Origin of the sequence: Pseudomonas sp. WS 5503 (assembly GCF_012985385.1) — a bacterium.
Taxonomy (GTDB): Bacteria; Pseudomonadota; Gammaproteobacteria; order Pseudomonadales; family Pseudomonadaceae; genus Aquipseudomonas; species Aquipseudomonas paracarnis.
Genome location: NZ_JAAQWI010000013.1, coordinates 155,474 through 177,206 on the forward strand (window position 1 = coordinate 155,474; position 21,733 = coordinate 177,206).

A 21,733-nucleotide genomic window follows, 5' to 3' on the forward strand; every position below is an offset into this window, starting at 1 on the left:
CGGCTCTTTTAAAGAATATTTGAAGCCTTGGTGACCAGAAAAATGGCGACACCGAGGATGGCGACGCCAACGGCGGCTGTCGCCCCCAGATCTCCCCATTTTTTCTTGCCAAGTTGAATTTCGTGGTAGGTGCCGAAGGCATGCCAAGCAACGCCACTGAAAATGACTGCGCAGATGATGAGGCCAAGCAAAGTAAAACCGTCAAAGGCGTAGTTCTGCATGGTTTGCATCAGGTTAGAGCCTTCCCCCCGGGTAGGAGGCTGAGACTGCGGAAGAGCCGCCATGGCCAGTTGGGGGAGAGCAAGCAACCCGATCAGCATGCGGCCCGGTTTTAAGAATGAAGTCATGGTGTATCTCCCATAGGGTCAACTAAGAACAAATGTGGTGAGGATCATGCAAAGCAGTAGGATGCGGACGAGCGAGGTCGAGGCAATCGTTCGATCAAGGTTGCCAGTGGCCCATCCTCGGTAGCAGCTCCAGATAGCCCAGGCGCCCCACATAAAGATGATGGCTACAGCGACGCCGACGAAAAACAGGTAGCTCGTCGAGGCAGGAAATCCTCCTGCCGCTTGAAACGCAGCAGCCTGAGCGCCGCTCATGCTCATGGCTTGCGTCCTTCGGTCGTGTATTGGCCTGACAGCTCAACAGGATCACGAGGCTGGGCTCGGGTTGGGGTTAGATAGCCCTCCAACCCATGACGAATTCGAGCGATATCACCTGCTAGACGCTGGTAATCGAAGAAGTAACGCTTGCCAGGTTCGTCGGCCACTTGAGCGCTACGACGTGCGGTGTCCTCTAAGGCATTCAACTGGCGGATCATCACGTCCAGGTTGGCCTGTTCGGAGGCTGAAGCAGCGGTCGCATGAGAGACAGGCAGGCCGCATCCAAAAAGTGCGATGAGGCCTGGCAAGGCAAGTCGGCAAGTGAGTGCAGTGAGACGCGGGTACTGGATCACGGCTGGGCTCTAGTCATTCCTGATGCCGTCAGCTTGCCGTGATCAAGCTATGGTCGCCGCAAGAAAACCATATTCAGGACTGTAAGGATTTCTTCTGACGGTACTGACACCATCAATCACAGTGGATAGGGCGTTTGAAGAACAGCAGATACCCGATGGGCAAGGCGAATCCGTAAGCCCAGCCTTGGGCGTTTTGATTGCCAACCTTGACTTCTCCTTTGACCACGGGCTGCACGCTGACCAGCTCCCAGCCTTCGCTGCCTAATTGAGCAAGGCGGTTTTGACGTTCAGAATCTTCCAGAAAACCCTGGGTGTCGGGTTCAGTGGTGGGCTCTTCGGACTTGAACATGAAGAGCTTTTTGGTTCTGACAACGTACTGAAAGGGAGAGAACTCAGTGTGGTATTCAAATTTCTGACGGCCCATGGCGACGTCCTCAATGTGCAGAGCTACCAGGGTTTCAATAATAAGCGCGTGCCAGCAATCTGAAATAGTTTGTTGCTAAGCGCGTGATTTCTGAGGTTGGAGTGCAGAGGTCCGAGCATCGACATAGCGCTGCATGATAGAAAGCACCATTGAGTTCAACGCTAGGATCTTCATCCCTCGCGTCACCGCCACGTACAGCAAATTCAACTCGTCATCTTTACGACCTTGATCGATATCGGGTGAAAGCGGATCAGCGCTAAAGTCGTCATACAGGCTGACAAAGTCCCACTCCAGCCCCTTGGCCTTGTGCCCAGTCGTGAGTGTCACGGTGGCGTCGAGCTCGTTATCTACAGAGCGGGAACGTAGGGTTTGGATCCGCTGGGGCAGGTCCGGATAGGCTGTAATGATCTTGATCGATCGCAACATCTCCGTATCCTGGCTTACCTCGGCTATTTCCACGTACTGTGAAAAGTCCCGGTAATCTCTCAACAGCCTGCGGTTCTGCACCTCATGGTTACGGTTGCGGCTGAATAGGTATAAATCTTCCAGATCGCGTAGCGAGTAGCTGTCGATACCGCCGACCCAGAAAATCTTGGGGTTGCTTGCGACCAGCTGCAGGGCGTTCTCGATGACGCCGGTCACGGTACGATGGATAAACGTGCGATGCGGTAGCTCTTCAGGCAGAGCCCGTTTAACCAGGGTATTGCAACCTAACCCCTGCAGCTTTCGTGTCTCACCCTTGTAAAAAAGAATGATGTTGGCCACATGCGCGACGGCAGGGCCGAAGCGAAAGCTTTGGGTCAGGTAGTGACGTTCGGCGTCGGCCATCCAGTCGCTGTTGAGCGCATCTTCTGCGCCGCGGAAGCGATAGATCTGCTGGTGGGGATCGCCGACTGCCACCTTGCGGACCCGTTGTATTTTTACTATGTCGGCAATAACTGGGTTCACGTCTTGACCTTCGTCGAGCAGAATGGCGTTAAATCGTTCGCTCAGGTCGGGCTTGCTTAGCTGATACAGCTTCAAGTAAGCGTCATGGGTGATCGACATTGCTGTGTCCTGCAGATCGATCATCCGGTTCCAGATGGTTTTAGCCACGTTTAAAGCATTGTTCAGGAAACGTTCCTGGGCACTTGTGAGCATTCGTTGCCCCTGGAATCTGGGAAAATGCACACGGCCCAACTCGTCATCGGCGCTGGCCATGAAGTTGTTAAGCGTGCTGAGGACATCCCGCACGAGCTCCCAGTCCTGGGTGTTGATGGCCCTTGCGATGTCCGTCAGGCGTAAGTTATTGGTCTGCTTGGTGGCGTACTGACTGCCATAGACTGCATATGCGAGGCCATGCGCCGTCTTACACACCACGTTTCTGCGTGGAAAGCGGCCCCTGGCAGCGAGCTCGACGGATTTGTTGTAGCAGAGGTAGAGCATTTTCACCGAGGCGTGTTGTGTGGCGTAGCCCACCAGTGTGGTGGTTTTGCCGGTACCGGCAAAAGCCTGAACCAGTAGCTTGTCAGCCGTGGAATGGATGATGGGCTGCTGTTCTTGTGTCCACTGCATGGGCAGCTCCTAAAGGTATTTTTTGAAGCTTGAAACGGTGATGTAAACGGACACACCCAACAGCACGGCGCAGGGCAACAGAATCAAAAGGGGGCTGATGCTGATGGGGATGGCCAGGTAGACCGTCCAGGGCACGATGGTCAGCGGAATGATCGTCCCCCGGGCTTTGTGATACAGGTAACTTGACTCGCGGCCGGAGCCGAATTTTCGTAGATCACGCCGCACCAGGCCATCGACCAAGCCAGTGAACGCCGCCAGTGCGAACAGCGGAATCGTCAACGTCAGAATGACCATTCGCACACAGAAGGTCAGGACTGTGTATAACGCGGCTAAGCCATAGTCCTGGAATTTGATCATCGCCCGACCGAGTTCGTAGCGAAGGTTCAAGGTTCCCGTTTGTTGTGGTGATGTTGAGCGAGCGTACTGTGTCAGTGCATTTATATTGTCCTGCATGCCGGTTTTCACCATCAGCCAGTCATAGACCGTTTGTGCCAGCCAGGTTGCCGTACGCCCCGGTTCTTTGATGACAACGCTGTGCAGCAGATCCTGGGACAGCCAGCCCAGTTCATGTTGGAACATCTGCTGAGCATGTTTCCAGCCGGCATCCGGCCAGAACGTGTACATGCAAAGCCATTCAACGACGATGGCGCCGAGCAAGGAGCCGAACATCACCCCCAAGAAATGAAAAGGGGTAGAGAACAGCATGCCCAGGAAGTTTTTTTGACCTTCCTGCTGTTGCTGGGCTTTTTCCGCGATATCGGCCATGGCTCTGTTCCTTCAAGCCTATGCGGCTTTTCCGTTATTGGCCATCTGGCGGAAGTCGTCTACCAAGTCATCAGGAAGCGACTCACTTAGTGCGTCATATCCCGGTGCTTGCCACCAGTCGCTGCTGGTTCCGGATCCTTTACGCATGCCCTCAACCAAGGCCTGAAGATCCTTGGGCATCACTTCATCGGGATCGCTTGCCGGCAACGGCATACGAATCTTCCACAAATTCCCGCCCTCTATCAGGGCAAAGCATTGCCCCTTGGGTAGGGCAACCACATGCGCCGGTTCGATCATCGGTACGCTGACACTTTGGATCTGATCGTGAGTGTTAGAGGTGAAAGCGGTGTTGCCGTTAATAGCGTCGTTTGCACTGCTTGCTGGTGTACTGGTAAACACCTGGACCTTTGGCAACTGGTTGGTCAGCAGCTCGGCGGTTGCAGTCTCACGTACACGTAACATGAACAGGTTGTTGAAGTTACCGATGACTTGGCCAGCTTTAGCCCGGTTACCGATTTTTGCCTCAATATCGCTCATGGTTTGGGTATAGGCCGTGACCTGCATGCCGGCACCACCGCCTTTGTTGATCATCGGTATGAATTCATCGCCCATCAGTTCGTTGAATTCGTCCGCATGTACGTTAATTGCTACCTTGCCGCCGGTGGCCCCGGGCAAGCCATCATCGATGCCAAACTTATAGATGTGACCCGCAACTGACACCAGGTCGCTGAACATCGAGTTGCCCACCGCTGCAGCTACCTCTGTATCAGATAAAGCGTCCAGGCCGACATAGACCACTGCCCGTTTGCGGATGATCTGCATCCAGTCAAAGATTGGTCGTGGGTCCTCAAGATCCATGTAGTCGGGAGATAGCAGCTCTGCAATCCGGCCTGTGGTCAGTTTTTCCAGCAATGGCAGAAGGCTGGCCACGATCTTGTCGAAATAGGTTTTGTCATAGCGTACGGCTGATCGCAGACCCTCCATCACTGGGTCGGAGATGCGTTGCTGAGTGAGGTACATGTCCAGGGCCACCACGCGTAGCGGTCGATCCTTCATGGCGAAACTGAGGTTCTTACGATCGATCTTTCCTTCCAGCTCAACGATGGTTTGCCAGGCTTTGGGATCATTTTCAGCAAAGTGCTTCTGCGCATACTCAATAAACAGCGCGTCAATGTTTGTCACATGCTTGAGGATCTGTTCATAGTCCGGCCGACGTCCCAGTGCCACGAGGGCGCGCGCGATGATGTTGACGAAACGCCAGGCGAATTCCCGGAATGCCGCGGAATTGCCTTCCCCCGAAAGTTGGCCGGCAATGCGGGTGGCAACCTCCGAGATCCGACCAAACCGGCCGACGGCGTTGTAGCGAGCGGAGTGATCGGGCCAGCCTAGGTGGAACACGTAGAATTCCTCCAGTCGGTTTGCGCGCTTGCATTCGATGTACATGCGCTTCAGGAGGTCTGCGTCGCCTTTAGGATCGAAGACAATCACCACTTCGCGGTCCAGGTCCATTTCTACATTGCGCTGGCTTCGATGAACGGGTTGCACGCGGCGCCCCATATGAACGCGGCGCCGGGGGCTACGGCGGGTACGCCTGATGTCTTGGGTGATAAACAACTCTGCCAAGCGGGTTTTTCCAACACGAGTAGTCCCCAATACAAGGGAGTGTCCAACCCGCTCACCCAGTGGCAGGCTGACATCCGCTTCGTTCGGCTCTATACCGTGTAAGCGCGGTAGCCCCCCGACTGGAGGAAGTGGACGCGCCGGGTTAAATGGCACATCCCACGAGGTAGCCTTTGACAGCAATTTGAGTGGAAAGGGTGCGAACTCCAGACGCTCCTCAATTCTGCGAGCAAAGGTATAGATAGACGTGGGCTCGACATACTCGGCGTACTTTGGGAGGTAAGTCTCCATCAACCGCTGAGTATGTTTTTGGGTCCAGCGAAAGCCTTTACCGATGAATAGCCGCTCATTGCTGACCGGCATGTCTTTGCTGGTCATGGTGTAGTGGGGTAGGCGCCGAATATTGCGCCGGTAACGCAGCACTACCAACGCTTGTTTGAGGCGGACGAACCCTAGACCCAGAAAGCCTGTACCGGCAACCATGCCGAATAAAGGCGTCAGAGCAACCGCCCAGGGCGCGAAAATACAGAGCAACGCCGCAGCGGCACATACGCAAACTGTGTACAGCTCAACAGCAGGGCGTAGTAACGACTCAATGGTGTAGGAGGTGGTCATGGATCACTTCCTATGAGTGAAAGGGGACAATGGCCCCACTGTTTCGAAATGGAAAACGACTGGCTTGCCTGTCTCAGCGATCAGCCCATAGGACTTGGCCAGGCGGTATATGGGGTGGTAGCTGTTAAGGGAGTTGACGTGTCCAGCAATGCGCTCTCGCCAGACTTCTAGTGGCATCGCTGCCTTGCTCAAATTACACGGCACGCACGCGGGCATCATGTTGCTGATGGCGTGGTTCTCTGGCCGCCCCAAAATGATGGCACCGGAGTACTTGCCGTCCACCCTCTCTGGTTCTCGCCATACTGCTTCCATGTGGTCCGCATGCCACCGGTCACCCAACAGCACACCGCAGTATGCGCAATGGCCCGCGAATTTAGCGTGAAGCTCGCAGCGTTGCTTCTTGGTCAGCTTCATGGGGCCGGGATCCTCCTTTCATGCGTGATGATGAATTGGCCAACTCTTGCCTCGCTTGCTCAACTGCCTCGGGCAGTCGTTCTTTTAGCCGCTGACATAGCTCCACCTCGTCACCAGGTACGCGGGCGATGACGGTGCCGCCATAGAGCTTGGCGACATAGGTGACCTGTTCAAAAAGCAGTTGGCCTGCTCGTGGGTCATCTGGTTGCTTGATGACCAAGGTGATGTGCGTAAGAGAGGCCATACCCTGGTTACTGCTGGATCGTTGTGGCAGTGATCAACAGCGGGTAATGCTGGACTCCCAAGCGCTGTGCCAGATCATTTGATGGAGCCGGGACCAACTGTAGATTTCCTGCCCATCGTTGGATTTCGGCAAACCGCTCGGCGCTGGCCACGTTAACCACAAGGCCCACTGCCTGCAGTTGCTGTAACTGATCGCGGCGCTGTGATAACCACTTTCTGGAGCTTTCATCGTCGCCTACAAGAAACAATGGTTGCAGGCCAGGTGCATTGATTACCCGGCCCTGTACCTGCCCGGGTGTCAGTTGGTCAGAGCGCACTGGAAACGAGCCTTGCCCACGCACACCAATATTCTCTGACTGTGCTGACTGCTCAGTAGGTTCTGGAGCCAAGTACTGGTAGTAGGGCAGAGCGGAAACACCCCCTCGGTCTTCAACAACAATCAGCGAGGTGGCATGCACTGCCATGGGGGAGGCCAAAGACAGCAAAACAGGCAGATGCAGCAATCTATTCATGGATTATTCGCCATCAGGTTGATACCGGTGACCCGGCTGAGGTGTTTGGCAAAAGCTCGTCGGTATCGGGCAGCGGGTTCGCCTCCGGCAGGGCGGTGGTACCGACCAGCAGCGGTGATCCAGTCGCCTCCTTTGGCTTTTTGCTCAGCCAGGATCTGGGCCGTAACCGAGAGGTTTTTGTACGGATCCAGCCCTTCGCAGGGATAGCTATAACGGTGGCCGTTGGCACCGATGTTGGTTTGTCCAAGCCCGACGTCGACTCTATTTGGGCCTGCGGTCTGAAGGGCGATCATCAACGCTCTGCAAGCATCGCTGCGTGTCGCAAAGCGATATCCGGCGCCGGCGACATTCAACGTCCAGGGCCAGGGGACGATCTGGCCGCGAAGTCGGGTGCCACTCTCTTGCAGTGCAACGGAGTACAGCACCTCGGACGGAACGCCGGCAGGCAGGGCAATCAACTGATAGGCCGGTGGCGGAACCTCGGCACCGTTAGCAAATGCCGCGGTGAGCAGTAGCCCCCCCGTTAAAGCCGCGCGAATTACAGACGCTGCCATTGTCCATTCACCTCGCGTACCACGGCCGGCAGCTCACCGCCGAGTCCAAGGCCAAGCCATCGACCGGCATCGTGATTCAATGTGATCTGTCGGCTTCTCACGCTGGCCGGTTCGACTCCAGCCAAGATGGCCCAGCGGCGAATTATTTCGTCATCACCTTGACTACCAACGAAGTACAGATCAAAGGACTGTTTCTGGTTTTGTAAGTCTTTGACGCGGTCAATACATGCGTTGCAACTGTCTTGAACAAAAACGGCTAGTCGTCCAGTGCCTTTCACAGCAGTTAACGCTCCCGAGCCAGGAGCAGATGCAGGGTTGGACGATAGTTGGATGACTTTTTCATTGGGGTAAAGACGTGCGAAGGCTTGGTCATAGGCCCTTTGGTACGCCAGTTCCTTATCGATACGCTGTCGCTCGGCTCGCACCTGCAGCTCTGCATAGCGTCGCCGCTCCTCCTCCGACTTCGCTTCGATGCCAAGTGCTGTCAGAGGATCCAGGCCTGGCGAATAGATTCCGCGAGGACCCTCCATCACAGTTTGAAAACGGGACCATTCTTGGGGGGTCAATCCCCACTCGCGGGCGAGTTCTGTCTGACTTGCTCCTTGAGAAGAGTTGTGAACTTCACTGTTCTGAGTGTTCGAGATCGACGTTGATTGCCCCGAAGCCGCATGACAGCCGTATGCAAACGCGAAGGTGGCCAAGCCTGCAATGAAACCCAAAATGTTCCTGGGCTTCATTGTTTTCGAGGAAGTGGTAGGGGAGTGCATAAAGGAGGTCCTATTGCGCGACGGTTACGGTTTGAGGTGTTCCGGCCACGTCAAAGCGTGCGGATCTTCCGTCCAGCGCGTTGAGTCGCCAGGCGGTGCCCGCCACAGCGTCACCAGGTCGGATAAGGTAAATTTGATTCAACTGCGTGCTGCCAGGCGGTGCTACGGACAAAAAGCGTTCACCGCCGCGATACTCGATACCGACAACGGTAAAAGGGGGTGTTTGCGGTGTGACAGTGGCGGTAGCGGGCGGTTTTGGCCGCTTTGGTTGGCGGGCAACGGGCTTAGGCTTGGGCTTGAGGGGCACAGCAGTGGTTTGTTTGATGCGTGACTGACTGAGTTCTTGAAGACGGCTATCGAGTGTTTCGACGCTGGCTTTGAGGACTAGCAATTCACCAGCAGACGCAGCATTTTGAGAGATTTCTTGCGCTGACTCCGTCGCTTGCTTTGCATACGCTTGTGCGGCATCAATTCGATTCGATAAAGCCTGCTGCCCGGCTCGGAAGTCCTCGTTGGTCACCAGGTGGTTGCCGGCTACCGTGCCCAGTCGCTCATCGACTTTGCCAAGCCGCGTCAACAACGCATCGAGCGACTCTTTGTCTGCAGTCGCAGCCAAGCTGGTGCGGAGTTGGGAGAGTTGATGATGCTCATAACACAGAATGCCTGCCAATAATGCAAGGCACAGACTGAGTATCGCTGTGGTTCGAGTAGGGCGTGGTAGGTTCATGGGCGTCCTCGCGCAAAAGCGAATACACCCTCTCAAACCAGTCTCTTAGGTGCATCAGGAAATAGGTTTTCCAGGACGCATGGTTTTTGAAGTGTCGAGTTGGCCGCTGGTAAATTGGGATCGTTATAAAAAAATGGCCACCCGAAGGTGGCCGTCAAACTATGAAGCAATGAGCTGCCTTGCAAGTGTCATTTCAACTGAATCACCATCTTGGTTCAGCGAGTCGAGACCAGAATCTGGCACATCTCCCGACGTGCTTTGAATCACGGCGATTTTCTTGGCCATCAACTGCAGGCAAGTAATCTGAGAGCTGCCGGCATAGCCAAAAAAACACCCTCACTGGCTGCTTTTGCCCAATCCGCCATCACCGTCGAAATGCCTGTTGCAAGGTGTTGGGTAAAGCCATATACCGTAGCCCCACTGCGCGGAGTAAAGTCTTAAAAACCCGTGATAATGATCTGCGGAGTCAGAATAAAGTGGGTAACCGTCCGGCCAGGTCATCTACCCAGCTCTGCAAAGCGAAGACATGGTGTGCATTTAAATTAAGTGGACACCAATTCTAGCCTTTCAAGCGGGTATTTCATGCAGCCAACACGCCGTTCCTATTCCAAATCCTTCAAAGCCCAGATCATTCAAGAGTGCGCCCAACCAGGCGCTTCGATTGCCAGCGTCGCGCTCGGCCATAGCCTCAACGCAAACCTCGTCCACAAATGGATTCGGCTGCAAACGCAGAAAATTCCGGCACACCCACCTGCATTTATTCCGTTAGCCATGCCGCTGGCGGGGGCGAACTCCCATCCAGCATCATCGAATATCTGCGTTGAAATACAGCACCCGCGCGCCATCATCAAAGTGGACTGGCCCACTGAAAGTGCTGCCGCCTGCGCGACTTTTCTTCGAGATATTCTGCGATGATTCACATCGACTCCATCTGGCTCGCCACCGAACCGATGGCCATGCGCGCAGGCACCGAAACGGCGCTAGCCAAGGTGATCGCGGTGTTCGGTGCGGCGCAGCCGCACTGCGCTTATCTGTTCGCCAACCGCCGCGCCAATCGCATGAAAGTGCTGGTGCATGACGGCTTCGGAATATGGCTGGCGGCGCGCCGGTTAAACCAAGGCAAGTTCCACTGGCCTGGCATCCGCCATGGTCCTGAGATGGAACTGGATGCCGAGCAACTTCAAACGTTGTTGCTGGGGCTGCCATGGCAACGCGCAGGTTCTGGAGGCTCGATCACACTGCTTTAACGGCAGCCATTAGCCTATCGGTCTATCGTCGCGAAACGCCCGCTCTGGCAAAGTCCGGCGTATGACTTCTTCGCCCAATCTCGACCAACTGTCTCCCAATCAACTGCGCGTCCTCGCAGCGCAGTTGCTCTCGCAAGTCGACACTATGGGCAAGAAAATCAACCGTGATCAAACAGTCATTGAGAAACAGACCCACGAGATCGCCCAGCTCAAGCGTTTGAAGTTTGCCAAGCGCAGCGAGCAGATGAATCCTGAACAGGCCAGCCTGCTAGATGACCTGATCGATACTGATATCGCGGCGATTGAGGCCGAGCTTCAGGCGTTGCAAATAGCACCAGAGGCGACCGAGGAAAAGCTAAGGCCCAAGCGCACGGCATTGCCGGCAGAATTTCCGCGAACGTTGATCCATCACGAACCGGACAACACTCACCGCCCATGCGGCTGCGCCCTGAAGCGCATCGGTGAGGACGTTAGCGAGAAGCTGGACTACACGCCCGGCGTGTTCACCGTCGAACGCCATGTCCGTGGCAAGTGGGTCTGCGATAACTGCGAAACGCTGATCCAGGCACCGGTTCCGCCGCAGGTCATTGATAAGGGCATCCCGACTTCGGGCCTGCTCGCACACGTCATGATCGCCAAGTTTGCTGACCATCTGCCGCTTTACCGTCAGGAATCGATCTTAGGTCGAGCGGGCTTGGCGATTCCACGTTCAACCTTGGCTCAATGGGTTGGCGTGACCGGAGTTCAGTTGCAGCCGCTGGTCGATGCGCTGCGCGAAGTAGTGCTTGGGCAACAAATCATCCACGCAGATGAAACACCGGTGCAGATGCTCATGCCGGGAACAAAGAAAACCCACCGCTCCTATGTGTGGTCCTACGCTACCAGCCAGTTCTCGGATGTGGCAGCGGTGGTTTATGACTTCAGCCCCAGTCGCGCCGGAGAGCATGCTCGCGACTTCCTTCAGGACTGGAATGGCAAGTTGGTCTGCGACGATTTTGGCGGCTACAAGGCCAGCTTTGAACTCGGCGTGACCGAGATCGGCTGCATGGCCCATGCACGGCGCAAGTTCTTTGAACTGCACGCTACGAATAAAAGCACGCTCGCCGAGCAAGCCCTGCGCTATATCCAGTTGTTGTACGAAATCGAAAGAGAAGTCAGAGACCTGGAGCCGGATTTACGGCGCCGAATACGGCAAGAAAAAGCCGTACCGGTGAAGGATAGGCTGCATGCCTGGATGAACGCGCAGCGTGATCTTGTGCCCGAAGGTTCGGCCATCAGCAGAGCGCTCGATTACAGCCTTAAACGCTGGGCAGCGCTGTCGCGCTACCTCGATGACGGGGCGGTTCCCATTGATAATAATTGGGCGGAGGTGCGACACGAAGTCGCTTAATGAAGTTGTTCCCCCTTGGTGGGAACCACCCGTGTCACCGGGTGAATCTAGAAGGCTGAATCAAGAGCGCCTTCGACAATGTTACGAGGCGCCGCAAGGTGCGGGGTACCAATCGTGAGAGGCGTACCCTTCTGGCAGCCATGGCCGGACAAGTGCTAGATAGTTGGTATGGTGAACACACGTGAATCTGCGCAACGATCGTTAAATTAAGCGAGCGGAAATGGCTTACACGCTCGAACCAAAATGGTAATGGAGGTGGGAACTGCGTCTTTCTACTACGCATTCGTGACCCACATGCCTCCCGGTCGATAGCAGGCACCTAACCCGACGCACGTCAGTAAGCGGAACGTGGAAATCCCGTATCGCTCCCGTCAGGGAAAGCCGTTTGTAAAAATTGCCCATGGCGGTGCGGGCGAAGGAACGAGGAAAAAGCGAACGCCGTCCTGTAATGGGTTGGATAGAGGTTGAAACATCACTTCACGCGAAAGCGGGCAGACGTCCTCATGGTCTCTCTTCACACGAGAGTAGGTAGAACCCTTTCAACGGAAGGAGAGCAAATGAACGCAGCAGCATTGGCGTGTGCACCTTCCGGCACGTCGTGGGACAGCATCGATTGGATCGCCGTACAACGTCGTGTCAGAGGGCTGCAAGCGCGTATTGTGAAGGCTGTACAAGATGGCAGACATAACAAGGTGAAAGCCCTGCAATGGCTGCTGACTCACTCGTTCAGTGGCAAGGCATTTGCTGTGAAACGGGTGTCTGAAAACAAAGGCAAAAATACCCCCGGCGTGGACAAGGTTACTTGGAATACGCCTAGGGCCAAGCTCGGCGCGATAGAGTCGTTGACGCGGCGAGGTTACTCGCCGCTCCCGCTTCGGAGAGTGCTTATTCCGAAGAAAAACGGCAAAACGAGACCTCTTGGAATTCCCGCGATGAAATGCCGGGCCATGCAGGCGCTTCATCTGCTGGCTCTGGAACCGATAGCGGAAACTACCGGCGACCCGAACTCTTATGGGTTCAGGCCGGAACGCTCAACTGCGGATGCCGTCGCACAGTGCTTTGGTGTGCTGTCACGAAAAGCAAACGCGGAATGGGTGTTAGAGGGCGACATTCAAGGCTGTTTCGACAATATCAGCCATGACTGGTTGATCGCCAACATTCCCATGGACAAGGCGATTTTGCAGAAATGGCTCCGGGCTGGTTATGTCTACCAAAAGCAGCTATTCCCCAGCCACGCCGGAACCCCGCAGGGAGGCATCATATCCCCGGGGTTGGCGAACATGACGCTGGATGGGTTGGAAGCGATGCTGGCGAAGAGATTTCCCAACGCGAAGTGGACAGCCCGAAAAATGCGCGTGGTGCGTTATGCAGATGATTTCATCATCACTGGTTGTTCGAAAGAATGGCTGGAGAATGAAGTCAGGCCCGCCGTGGTTGAATTTCTGGCAGAGCGTGGACTTGTCCTCTCTCCGGAAAAAACCAAGATAACGCACATAGGGGACGGGTTCGACTTCCTCGGATGGAACCTGCGCAAGTACAACGGCAAGCTCCTGATCAAGCCGTCCAAGGCGAACATCGGGGCTCTACTTGCCAAGCTGCGAGAGTTGATCAAGACCAACAAAACGATACGACAGGCTAACTTGATAGGTTTGCTCAACCCGGTTCTACGGGGCTGGGCGAACTATCACAGTCATGTCGTCGCCAAGAAGGTCTTCAACCAGGTGGACAGCGCAGTGTGGGAAATGCTCTGGCGATGGGCGGTACGTCGCCACCCTCGCAAGACACGCCGATGGGTGAAGGATCGGTATTTCAAAGTACAAGGGGCGCGCCGTTGGGTGTTCTCGTGTACTGAAAAATCCGCCGATGGTCGGAAGCGTCAGTACACGCTAGTAGACGCCTCAGACACACCGATTGTGCGACATATCAAGATTAAGGCTGCTGCCAACCCTCACGACCCTGCATGGGATGAGTACTTCGAGTCCCGCTGGGGCAAGAAGATGCTCACTTCCGTTAAAGGTCGAGCCAAGCTGTATCGGGTATGGGTGCAACAGGGCGGCAGGTGCTGCGCCTGCTTCAAGCCGGTGACCAAAGACACACCGTGGCACAGTCGCCATATTGTGAAGCTAGGTCATGGCGGGACGGACGCTGCGGCTAATCTTGAGATTTACCACCTGCGTTGCCCACGAGATGTGCAATTTGCCAATGTCGACGATGTATAACCGGGTGCCCAATGGCGCCTTAGCAGAGGCTTGAGCCGTGTGCTGGGAAACTCGCATGCACGGTTCTTAGGGGGTTGGACGCGGGCAACCGCGTCTGACTACCCGACAACCAGATCCGGCCATGGGCTCTTGGGCGCAAGAACTGGCTCTTCGCCGGGTCGCTACGCAGCGGAAAACGGGCTGCGGCGATCATGAGCTTGATCCAGTCAGCGCGGCTGAATGGCCATGATCCGTACGCCTATCTAAAGGATGTTCTCACGCGCCTGCCGACGCGGCGCGCGAGTGAGATTAACAAGCTGCTGCCGCACAGGTGGGCACCTGTTTAATCGCGCAGGGTGTTTTGTGCTTATGTCTTCCCTGGCATCTACATTTTGCGCCACACCAAAGCAGGAATTGCTCGGATGTAAATTAGTTCGCTGACCAACTCAATCAGCGTTTGAGTAATCACTGCTGCCGCAGCGAGCCCTCTGATTTCCTCGGGCAAGGCCAATGCCAATGGTAGAACTACCAATGAGTTTCGTGTCGAACTGCTGAAAGCGACAGATCTTGCCGTGCTAGCCGGTAACTTAAACGCCCGAGCCACCAGCGCACCCACCACGGGTGCCAAGAGCATGAAACCAATGTAGACGGGAATAACAGGCAGCAGCTTGTCCATGTCTCTGACCACCGTTGAAATCTGAGAGCCGATCACTACGACCAATACAGCCGCCATAGCTGGCACAGGCATCCAAGCCCATACATTGTTCCAGCCCTCAACGATGCGTGACCCCTTTGCCCCGGCAGCTGTTGCTACTGCCAAGACCAAGGGTAAAGCGATCAGCACTACGAAGGCCTCAACAAATGGGCCGACCGATATAACCACCGCCGAGTCATCACTCACCATGAAGGCTAGATAGAGGGGTAGTAGCACAAGCTGAAGCACGAGTAGTAATGGTGTTGCCGCCAGAGTCAGTTTGGAGTCGCCCTTACCGATATGGGTAAACACAACAACATAATCGATACAAGGCGTCAGCAAGACCAATAGTGCGCCCACCAAAATCGCCGGGTGGTCGGCTAGGCCCATCGTCAACGCCCAAACCAACAGGGGGATGGCGACGAAATTGGCGGTCAGCAGCGCGGTCATGAAACGCTTGTTTGCAAGCCCTTTGCGAAGATCCAAGAATGGGATCTGCAGAAACATGGCGTACATCAGCACAGCGATGGCTGGTGTCACCAACGCACCTAACGCTTGAGAGGCATCAGGTGCGAGCAGGCCCCCGATAGCCGCGACAATGACCGCGACGAAGTAAACGGGAATCTGGTTCTTCTCTAGCTGTTCTCTGTCCACGGAATGCCCTTAAAACGCGTGAAATCATTTTTCGATTGAGCAGGTTAATATCTGTAGCTACTACAGGTTCAAGAAAATGCTTGGGGAGTTTGGATGTCAGGAATCGGAGCGCTGTCGAAATCAACGGGTTGCCACATTGAAACGATTCGCTACTACGAGAAAATAGGCCTTCTCCCTCCGGCCCTACGGTCGACAGGGCGGCATCGAATCTATACCGAAAAGCATCGGTCACGACTCATCTTCATCAGGCAGAATCGTGAACTGGGCTTTCCACTCGACGATATCCGCGAACTCATTGCGCTCGCGGCAGATGCTGATCGTCCGTGTGCTGATGCGTTGTCGGTGGTCAAGAAGCACTTGGCAGAAGTGGAATCTAAGGTAGCTAAGCTCCTGCAGATCCGGATAGAGCTGCTCTCAATGGCAGGCACGTGTGAGTCAAGATGCCTAGGCTCGAACACTCCAGACTGTACGATTATTGAGTCACTGTTCGAACCCGCTGCTGGGGCTCGCTCTGGTTGCTGCTCCTAGACGAGTCAAGAGCATAGGGGAGCAAGCTGCCATTGAAACCGAATAGCGCGATAGTCTCGACAGGGTCTTTCGAGCGTCCGTCTACACCAAACGGGCTGGTGCAAGATGTGTTCGGCAGACGCTTACTAAAGTGGTGCGCCACTGCTGGCATAAAAATATCAAGCTATAGTGTTTGGGGCCCTCAATCTCGTGACCGTACTGAGCGAACGCTTACACGGCAGACGTTTGCCAGGGCATATACCTATCAACTGAAGGAGCAAGTTCTATGGCCATCAAACCTGGGCCCAAGCCAATTGCCGAATCAACCGGCAAGACAGACCAGCGTCGCCGTGTAACCCCCGAGAACAAGCCTAAGCATCCCGACCTGGACGTGCATAAGCACAAGAAGGGTGATTGATGAGACCCCGCCAGACATGGCGGGGTTTTATTCTCGGTTAGCAGGTGTCACCGGATTTCCAGTGGGCATCTCCTAATTAATGCCGAAAAGCTTGTAGTAGGGTTGTTGAGGAGGACATGCTGGTGCGACTGTGTCGAGGAGCTTTCTGGATATTTCTACCCTTAACCCTGTCGGCTACCGATGGTAATGAGCGCTTAGAGAGGTCTACAGCCGACACATGCCAATGGCGTCGAAAACCATCATGGCGGATTTCTCCAAACGTTTACTCGTAGGCTTCACAACGCGATTGACGACTTGCTCGATATGCATGACTCCCAGGGTGAAAGCTGAGTGGGCATTTGAGGTGCTGACCAACCTGGCTGATGCATCGCAGCATGCAGCTATCAGGCGCTCGCACTGAGGGACGTAGACTCGAGCGGCGCCCTCGGCCCAGTCGAAATTTCAAACTCATTGCTTGACACTGTAGCTACTACAGGCTGTTCAATGACGCCATATCCTTATTGGTAGATGCGTCATGAGCCAGGAAAACCCGTCGAAAGCCAAATTGCACCTCGTGCCGAAGTCGGACGATTGCTGTTCTGCTGACCCCCGCGAGACCTTCGCCAAACAGGTTCATTCTCGTGCACATCATGTTGAGCATGGGCCTGATCACGCCGAGAGCTTGGGCAGAACGGGATCGCATGCGTGCGGTTCGAAGGATTCTCAGCCTTGTGGAGCCAAGTCCACCGACCATAATCAAGACCATAGCGCACACGATCATGGCACTTCAGCTCAAGCCCATTCCGATGCCGACCATTGCTGTTTGAGCAAAGTGGATTCCGCAGGGGCGGTGACTTCACATTCGGCCATGGCTGAGCCAGAAGGCACGACCCTGGTTCGGTATCGCATTGATAAGATGGATTGCCCTACCGAAGAGCGGCTAATTCGTAATCGCTTAGAGCCGATGCCTGGCATCGCACGACTTGATTTCAATCTGTTGGATCGTGAGCTGACAGTGCATCATCGCTTGGATGATCCGAAGGCGATAGTCATCGCTTTGACCGCGCTGGATATGGGGCCCAATCTCATCGAGGCCGGCGCAACCCCGAATGCCATTTCACCTGCTCTGACGACGCGCTTGAAAGGGCTGCTGGCGGTCAGCGGTCTAGCTGCCATCGCCGCTGAAGTGATCGCTTGGACGACCGGACAGGAGGGTTCTTTGCCTGTAATGTCCTTGGCTGCGCTGTCCATTCTTACTGCTGGTCTACCAACTCTGAAGAAGGGGTGGATCGCTGTAAAGAACTTCACATTGAACATCTACTTCTTGATGTCTTTGGCTGTCTTGGGTGCCATGGTGATTGGCAAGTGGCCGGAAGCCGCGATGGTGGTTTTCCTTTTCGCTATTGCCGAAGCCATCGAAGCACTCTCACTTGAGCGAGCGCGTAACGCGATTAAATCGCTGACTGCATTAGCTCCTGAGACTGCGGAAGTCATGACCGAAGCTGGCTGGAAAGAACACCCGGTTGAGAATGTCGTTCTCGGCAGCCGTATTCGTGTTCGCACAGGGTCGCGGGTACCGCTGGATGCGAGGGTGGAATCTGGTCGTGCTGCTCTCGACCAAGCCCCTATCACTGGTGAAAGCTTGCCAGTAGATAAGGCAGAGGGGGATCCGCTATATGCTGGCAGTATCGTGACAGACGGCGTCGTGGAGGCGACTGTCACGGCAGTCGCTGGCGAAAGTACGCTCGCTCGTATTGCTGCCGCGATTCAGGATGCGCAGTCTCAGCGGGCGCCGACGCAGAGGTTCGTTGACCAGTTCGCACGGTATTACACCCCAGCCGTAGTGGCGGTGGCATTTCTTGTTGCCGTTTTAGGCCCAGTGCTGCTTGGTGGTACGTGGGGTGAATGGTTGTATGAGGCCCTGGTGTTGTTGGTCATCGCGTGTCCTTGTGCCTTGGTCGTCTCAACGCCTGTCACTGTTGTGAGTGGTCTTGCCGCAGCCGCACGGCATGGAATCTTGATCAAGGGTGGTGCCTACCTGGAAAGCGGGCGCCTGCTGAAGGTGGTTGCTCTGGATAAAACAGGCACGTTGACTCAGGGCAAGCCAGTTCTGACTGACTCAGATATATTCAGTGACTTGTCTATCGAGAAGGCAACTTTGATTGCTGCGAGTCTTGATGAGCAAAGTACCCACCCAGTAGCGAAAGCATTGGTCAATGGGTGGAAATCGCAGCAGCCTGGCGCTGTGGCTCTGCCTGTCAGTGACTTCAGTGTGCTAAATGGCCGAGGCGTGAAAGGCACGATCGACGGTCATCTTTGGCATCTAGGCAACCATCGTTTGGTTGAGGAGTTGGGCGTGTGTTCTTCGGAGCTGGAGGCCAGACTTTCACGGCTTGAGGAAACTGGCAAAACGGTGATCGTGCTATGCGGCAATAGCGGCCCCGCCGCGATATTCGCGGTCGCAGACACAGTCCGACCGGAGAGTGTTGAAGCTGTGGCTGCTTTGAAGGCTTTGAACGTGGTTCCAGTAATGCTGACTGGGGATAATCCTGCGACGGCGAGGTCGATCGCTGAGCAATTGGGCATCGAGGATGCCCGTGGAAATCTGATGCCAGAGGACAAGCAGACTGCAGTCGCTGAACTCAAACGCAGATATGGCGCCGTTGGGATGGTTGGTGACGGCGTTAATGACGCCCCCGCCTTAGCGCAATCCGATATAGGTTTCGCAATGGGAGCCGCAGGGACAGCGACAGCTCTCGAAACAGCTGACGTTGCGATCATGGACGACGACCCTCGAAAAATCGCGTACTTTATCAGCCTGAGTCGCCGATCCGCCTCGGTTCTAAAGCAAAACATCATTTTGGCTCTGGGCATAAAAGTTGTCTTCTTGGCGTTGGCTCTCTCTGGTTTCGCGACATTGTGGATGGCCGTTTTCGCCGACATGGGGGCGAGCTTGCTCGTCGTATTCAATGGCTTGCGGCTGCTGCGTCGGTGAAATGGCTGCTGCGTTTTATATAGCTCATTCGCTGGAGGAGAGAACCATGCACTGCCCAGTTTGCAAAGAAGTACTGTTGGTAATGTCGGAACGTCAAAACGTTGAAATCGACTATTGCCCGCAATGTCGAGGTGTTTGGCTTGACCGGGGAGAACTCGACAAGATCATCGAGCGTAGCCAGCAGGAAGAACAAGAAGCTCGTTTTCTTCCACAGAGCGTATCTCAGTCGCTGCAAGGTACACCTCCGTCTGAACCTGTGTATGCCCAGCCGTCTTCTGGCCACCATGACAACAAACGCGGCACTAAGCACGGCCACTCCGCGCCGCAGCCTGGTCACGGTGGTGGTTGGCGGGACGGATATCAGAACGGCCATCAGAATCAGTCGAGGCATCAGGAAGAGCAGGTTTATCATAAGAAATCGTTTTTACGGGAAATTTTCGACTAATATTTGCTTGGATACAGCGATCCGCTAATCAGACTCCAGCCGGAAGATTTGATCAGCCGGCTGTAGCTTTTTCGAAACCCGGTATCCGGTATTCAACCAGTTTAGTAGAGCGGTTCCTCAGCCACTAGCGGGCCCGAAAATCCTGTAAAACCGTCTCTCCCCTTGACTTGCTCATCCCAATTACCGGGTAGGCGCTGCGTCGGTCACCTGACTCCATTCCGAGCGATCCCACGGGCATACCGAAGGCAGCTATTCCGTCCAGATTGGCTCGTCGACTTAGTTCAGCAATTTGTGTGACCGGAACATGGCCTTCGACGAATTTCCCACTTACAACTCCCGTGTGGCACGACGCCAGATTTACGGGTACGCCGAGCTTCTCGTTCATATCGCTAATGTTGTTTTCCATATAGTCGACCACTCCTTCAGATAAGCGATCCACCTGGTCCAGCAGCCACAGTTAGGGGCTTTGTAGACGGCAATTGATTACGCTGCCTGTAACAATGAGGCTGCATTTAGCGTTGCAACGAGTGCAATGACTTGAACGGTCTTTTTGAATGAATTCATGGCTGATGCTACTTAACGAAGAGAAAGAGAGGAGGAGTTAGCGTGCATAGCCTCACCGACGGTGGCCAGATGGCCGTGACTGGGGTTCAGTTCCAGCCGCTGGTTGATGCGCTGCGCGACGTGGTTCTCGGGCAGCAGATTATTCAAGCCGATGAGACACCTGTGCAAATGCTCATGCCGGGAACTAAGAAAACCCACAGTTCTTATATTTGGTCCTATGCCACCAGCCAGTTCTCGGACGCGGCAGCGGTGGTTCACGACTTCAGCCCTAGCCGCGCCGGAGAACACGCTCGCAACTTCCTGAATGACTGGAAGGACAAGCTGGTCTGCGATGATTGTGTCGGTTACAAAGCCAGCTTCGAACTAGACGTGACCGAGATCGGGTGAATGGCTCATGCGCAACGTAATTTCTTTGAGCTGCACGCTAAGAATAAAAGCACGCTTGCGGAGCAAGCTCTGCGTTATATCCAGTTGTTGTACGAAATTGAAAGCGAAGTCGCGATCTGGGGCCGGATTTACGACTCCGAATACGGCAAGAAAAAGCTGTACGGGTGATGAATATGCTGCACGCCAGGTTGATTGCCTAGCGTGACCTCGTGCCTGAAGTCTCAGCCATCAGCAGAGCACTCGATTACAGTCTCGAACGCTGGGCAGCGCTGTCGCGCTACCTCGATGACGGGGCTGTACCCATAGACAATAACTGGGCAGAGAACCAGATCCGATCATAGGGCCTTGGGCGCAAGAACTGGCTCTTTGCAGGGGCCTTACGCAGCGGAAAACGTGCGGCAGCGATCATGAGTCTGATCCAGTCTGCGCGCCTGAATGGTCATGATCCGTATGCATATCTGAAGGATGCTCTCACGCGGCTGCCGACGCAGCGGGCGAGTGAAATCGATCAGTTGCTGCCGCAATCTTTTTAATCACGCAAGGCGTGATGCCCGGACGCTTATGGCGATACTCAAGCTAATGCAAAAGTTCTGACGATTGAGCAAGTGTGACGGCTTAACCCGACGGCAAGGGGAGGTGTCGAATATCGTCAACCATCAACGCAAAACGCCGTAATCGTTTCAATATGTAGCTTTCACTGTAGAGTTTAAAAGCGTTATGCAATGAGCTTGCAAGGTATCTAGAGAGCCGGAGTGATTCACTTGCTCGCCTTCAGAGATCATAGAGTATGCGACCTTTAAGTCACGACCGTATTGTCCACTCCATGGCATGCTTAGGCTTCATGCCCCGGTAGATTTATCATATCCACACGCAACTACATGGATATGTGCGCCGTGGCACCGTCACGTAGTTCGTCTCACCAGATTATGAGAGTATCAACTGATAAAAATCCACGTTCCTTGAACTACACTTTATCATCGGCAACTACGTTACTCACAAATACCTAAAGTGAAAGCGGGTCTGAACGCTTCCACATACATTGGACACTGAAATCCAGCTTGTGGATAAGCATTATCGAGCGCTGTTTCGGGGGGGTATGGTGTTT

At 54.8% G+C, this 21,733-nt stretch carries 21 protein-coding genes and 4 pseudogenes; 9 read left to right on the top strand and 16 right to left on the bottom strand.

Going from position 1 to position 21,733, the window contains the following annotated elements:
* Positions 1-8: 8 nt before the first annotated feature.
* The 14 genes and pseudogenes from HBO10_RS27915 to HBO10_RS31680 all read right to left on the bottom strand — a co-directional run.
* Positions 9-347 (bottom strand): TIGR03745 family integrating conjugative element membrane protein, encoded by a 339-nt coding sequence (locus HBO10_RS27915; RefSeq protein ID WP_008437401.1) that lies wholly within the window; start codon positions 345-347, stop codon positions 9-11.
* Between the two features lie 18 nt (positions 348-365).
* The gene (locus tag HBO10_RS27920) at positions 366-605 is read right to left on the bottom strand and encodes a TIGR03758 family integrating conjugative element protein (protein ID WP_008437400.1); all 240 of its coding nucleotides are present in this window, start codon (positions 603-605) and stop codon (positions 366-368) included.
* Positions 602-910: an RAQPRD family integrative conjugative element protein gene (locus tag HBO10_RS27925; protein ID WP_178110642.1), complete on the bottom strand. Its 309-nt coding sequence runs from the start codon at positions 908-910 to the stop codon at positions 602-604. Before HBO10_RS27925 ends, HBO10_RS27920 begins: the two co-directional genes overlap by 4 nt.
* A 157-nt stretch (positions 911-1,067) precedes the next feature.
* Positions 1,068-1,379, bottom strand: coding sequence for a hypothetical protein (locus HBO10_RS27930; protein WP_008437393.1), 312 nt, complete (start codon positions 1,377-1,379; stop codon positions 1,068-1,070).
* A 75-nt stretch (positions 1,380-1,454) separates the two neighbouring features.
* On the bottom strand, positions 1,455-2,933 hold the full coding sequence (locus HBO10_RS27935; RefSeq protein ID WP_008437391.1) for a UvrD-helicase domain-containing protein: 1,479 nt from the start codon (positions 2,931-2,933) through the stop codon (positions 1,455-1,457).
* Between the two features lie 9 nt (positions 2,934-2,942).
* On the bottom strand, positions 2,943-3,698 hold the full coding sequence (locus HBO10_RS27940; protein ID WP_008437388.1) for a TIGR03747 family integrating conjugative element membrane protein: 756 nt from the start codon (positions 3,696-3,698) through the stop codon (positions 2,943-2,945).
* Between the two features lie 18 nt (positions 3,699-3,716).
* Positions 3,717-5,933, bottom strand: coding sequence for a type IV conjugative transfer system coupling protein TraD (gene traD / locus HBO10_RS27945; RefSeq protein ID WP_024073353.1), 2,217 nt, complete (start codon positions 5,931-5,933; stop codon positions 3,717-3,719).
* A gap of 3 nt (positions 5,934-5,936) precedes the next feature.
* A complete protein-coding gene (locus HBO10_RS27950; RefSeq protein ID WP_008437384.1) occupies positions 5,937-6,347 on the bottom strand; it encodes a hypothetical protein in 411 nt (136 codons plus the stop codon).
* Positions 6,307-6,591, bottom strand: a complete 285-nt coding sequence (locus HBO10_RS27955) for a hypothetical protein (protein ID WP_024073354.1) — start codon at positions 6,589-6,591, stop codon at positions 6,307-6,309. Before HBO10_RS27955 ends, HBO10_RS27950 begins: the two co-directional genes overlap by 41 nt.
* Before the next feature lie 7 nt (positions 6,592-6,598).
* Complete coding sequence (locus HBO10_RS27960) at positions 6,599-7,054, bottom strand: integrating conjugative element protein (protein WP_223816876.1); 456 nt, start codon at positions 7,052-7,054, stop codon at positions 6,599-6,601.
* Between the two features lie 44 nt (positions 7,055-7,098).
* Positions 7,099-7,656, bottom strand: coding sequence for a lytic transglycosylase (locus HBO10_RS27965; RefSeq protein ID WP_008437382.1), 558 nt, complete (start codon positions 7,654-7,656; stop codon positions 7,099-7,101).
* A complete protein-coding gene (locus tag HBO10_RS27970; protein ID WP_024073355.1) occupies positions 7,641-8,393 on the bottom strand; it encodes a TIGR03759 family integrating conjugative element protein in 753 nt (250 codons plus the stop codon). The genes HBO10_RS27965 and HBO10_RS27970 overlap by 16 nt, the downstream gene beginning before the upstream one ends.
* Positions 8,394-8,433: 40 nt before the next feature.
* Complete coding sequence (locus HBO10_RS27975) at positions 8,434-9,150, bottom strand: hypothetical protein (protein WP_024073356.1); 717 nt, start codon at positions 9,148-9,150, stop codon at positions 8,434-8,436.
* Positions 9,151-9,309: 159 nt separating this feature from the next.
* Positions 9,310-9,541, bottom strand: a pseudogene (locus HBO10_RS31680) (DEAD/DEAH box helicase); the annotation flags it as partial.
* 191 nt (positions 9,542-9,732) lie between these two features.
* On the opposite strand from HBO10_RS31680, the gene HBO10_RS27980 reads away from it, so the two are divergent.
* From HBO10_RS27980 to HBO10_RS28000, 5 genes and pseudogenes are all read left to right on the top strand, one after another.
* Positions 9,733-10,065 carry a transposase gene (locus HBO10_RS27980; protein ID WP_073844970.1) on the top strand — a complete coding sequence of 111 codons (333 nt, stop codon included), beginning with the start codon at positions 9,733-9,735 and terminating at the stop codon, positions 10,063-10,065.
* Positions 10,062-10,397, top strand: a complete 336-nt coding sequence (gene tnpB, locus HBO10_RS27985; protein WP_024073357.1) for an IS66 family insertion sequence element accessory protein TnpB — start codon at positions 10,062-10,064, stop codon at positions 10,395-10,397. Before HBO10_RS27980 ends, tnpB begins: the two co-directional genes overlap by 4 nt.
* A 61-nt stretch (positions 10,398-10,458) precedes the next feature.
* A pseudogene (locus HBO10_RS27990) lies at positions 10,459-11,757 on the top strand (IS66 family transposase); the annotation flags it as partial.
* Positions 11,758-12,344: 587 nt separating this feature from the next.
* Positions 12,345-14,006, top strand: coding sequence for a group II intron reverse transcriptase/maturase (gene ltrA, locus HBO10_RS27995; RefSeq protein ID WP_024073359.1), 1,662 nt, complete (start codon positions 12,345-12,347; stop codon positions 14,004-14,006).
* A 104-nt stretch (positions 14,007-14,110) separates the two neighbouring features.
* Positions 14,111-14,332: pseudogene (locus tag HBO10_RS28000) on the top strand (transposase domain-containing protein); the annotation flags it as partial.
* 38 nt (positions 14,333-14,370) lie between these two features.
* Here the strand turns inward: HBO10_RS28000 and HBO10_RS28005 are convergent.
* Positions 14,371-15,333, bottom strand: a complete 963-nt coding sequence (locus HBO10_RS28005; RefSeq protein WP_024073360.1) for an arsenic resistance protein — start codon at positions 15,331-15,333, stop codon at positions 14,371-14,373.
* Between the two features lie 793 nt (positions 15,334-16,126).
* Between HBO10_RS28005 and HBO10_RS31515 the strand changes: the two genes are divergently transcribed.
* The 3 genes from HBO10_RS31515 (at position 16,127) to HBO10_RS28020 (ending at position 19,677) form a co-directional block, all read left to right on the top strand.
* Positions 16,127-16,258 carry a hypothetical protein gene (locus HBO10_RS31515; RefSeq protein WP_024073362.1) on the top strand — a complete coding sequence of 44 codons (132 nt, stop codon included), beginning with the start codon at positions 16,127-16,129 and terminating at the stop codon, positions 16,256-16,258.
* 514 nt (positions 16,259-16,772) lie between these two features.
* Entirely contained in the window at positions 16,773-19,232 is a 2,460-nt protein-coding gene (locus tag HBO10_RS28015; protein ID WP_024073364.1) for a heavy metal translocating P-type ATPase, read from the top strand.
* Between the two features lie 46 nt (positions 19,233-19,278).
* A complete protein-coding gene (locus HBO10_RS28020; protein WP_073844972.1) occupies positions 19,279-19,677 on the top strand; it encodes a zf-TFIIB domain-containing protein in 399 nt (132 codons plus the stop codon).
* Between the two features lie 124 nt (positions 19,678-19,801).
* Here the strand turns inward: HBO10_RS28020 and HBO10_RS31685 are convergent, their stop codons facing one another.
* A complete protein-coding gene (locus tag HBO10_RS31685) occupies positions 19,802-20,083 on the bottom strand; it encodes a DUF411 domain-containing protein (protein ID WP_181125140.1) in 282 nt (93 codons plus the stop codon).
* A gap of 233 nt (positions 20,084-20,316) precedes the next feature.
* Here HBO10_RS31685 and HBO10_RS28030 point away from each other — a divergent pair.
* A pseudogene (locus tag HBO10_RS28030) lies at positions 20,317-21,161 on the top strand (IS66 family transposase); the annotation flags it as partial.
* Between the last annotated feature and the right edge of the window lie 572 nt (positions 21,162-21,733).

What these genes read in the sequence shown, in the direction of transcription:
- HBO10_RS27915 (WP_008437401.1), bottom strand. Translation starts at nt 347, where the DNA reads ATGACTTCATTCTTAAAACCGGGCCGCATGCTGATCGGGTTGCTTGCT.
- HBO10_RS27930 (WP_008437393.1), bottom strand. Translation starts at nt 1,379, where the DNA reads ATGGGCCGTCAGAAATTTGAATACCACACTGAGTTCTCTCCCTTTCAG.
- traD (WP_024073353.1), bottom strand. Translation starts at nt 5,933, where the DNA reads ATGACCACCTCCTACACCATTGAGTCGTTACTACGCCCTGCTGTTGAG.
- HBO10_RS27960 (WP_223816876.1), bottom strand. Translation starts at nt 7,054, where the DNA reads ATGGCAGTGCATGCCACCTCGCTGATTGTTGTTGAAGACCGAGGGGGT.
- HBO10_RS27965 (WP_008437382.1), bottom strand. Translation starts at nt 7,656, where the DNA reads ATGGCAGCGTCTGTAATTCGCGCGGCTTTAACGGGGGGGCTACTGCTC.
- HBO10_RS27955 (WP_024073354.1), bottom strand. Translation starts at nt 6,591, where the DNA reads ATGGCCTCTCTTACGCACATCACCTTGGTCATCAAGCAACCAGATGAC.
- HBO10_RS27950 (WP_008437384.1), bottom strand. Translation starts at nt 6,347, where the DNA reads ATGAAGCTGACCAAGAAGCAACGCTGCGAGCTTCACGCTAAATTCGCG.
- HBO10_RS28020 (WP_073844972.1), top strand. Translation starts at nt 19,279, where the DNA reads ATGCACTGCCCAGTTTGCAAAGAAGTACTGTTGGTAATGTCGGAACGT.
- HBO10_RS31515 (WP_024073362.1), top strand. Translation starts at nt 16,127, where the DNA reads ATGGCCATCAAACCTGGGCCCAAGCCAATTGCCGAATCAACCGGCAAG.
- HBO10_RS27920 (WP_008437400.1), bottom strand. Translation starts at nt 605, where the DNA reads ATGAGCATGAGCGGCGCTCAGGCTGCTGCGTTTCAAGCGGCAGGAGGA.
- ltrA (WP_024073359.1), top strand. Translation starts at nt 12,345, where the DNA reads ATGAACGCAGCAGCATTGGCGTGTGCACCTTCCGGCACGTCGTGGGAC.
- HBO10_RS27970 (WP_024073355.1), bottom strand. Translation starts at nt 8,393, where the DNA reads ATGAAGCCCAGGAACATTTTGGGTTTCATTGCAGGCTTGGCCACCTTC.
- HBO10_RS31685 (WP_181125140.1), bottom strand. Translation starts at nt 20,083, where the DNA reads ATGGAAAACAACATTAGCGATATGAACGAGAAGCTCGGCGTACCCGTA.
- HBO10_RS27940 (WP_008437388.1), bottom strand. Translation starts at nt 3,698, where the DNA reads ATGGCCGATATCGCGGAAAAAGCCCAGCAACAGCAGGAAGGTCAAAAA.
- HBO10_RS27935 (WP_008437391.1), bottom strand. Translation starts at nt 2,933, where the DNA reads ATGCAGTGGACACAAGAACAGCAGCCCATCATCCATTCCACGGCTGAC.
- tnpB (WP_024073357.1), top strand. Translation starts at nt 10,062, where the DNA reads ATGATTCACATCGACTCCATCTGGCTCGCCACCGAACCGATGGCCATG.
- HBO10_RS27975 (WP_024073356.1), bottom strand. Translation starts at nt 9,150, where the DNA reads ATGAACCTACCACGCCCTACTCGAACCACAGCGATACTCAGTCTGTGC.
- HBO10_RS27980 (WP_073844970.1), top strand. Translation starts at nt 9,733, where the DNA reads ATGCAGCCAACACGCCGTTCCTATTCCAAATCCTTCAAAGCCCAGATC.
- HBO10_RS28015 (WP_024073364.1), top strand. Translation starts at nt 16,773, where the DNA reads ATGAGCCAGGAAAACCCGTCGAAAGCCAAATTGCACCTCGTGCCGAAG.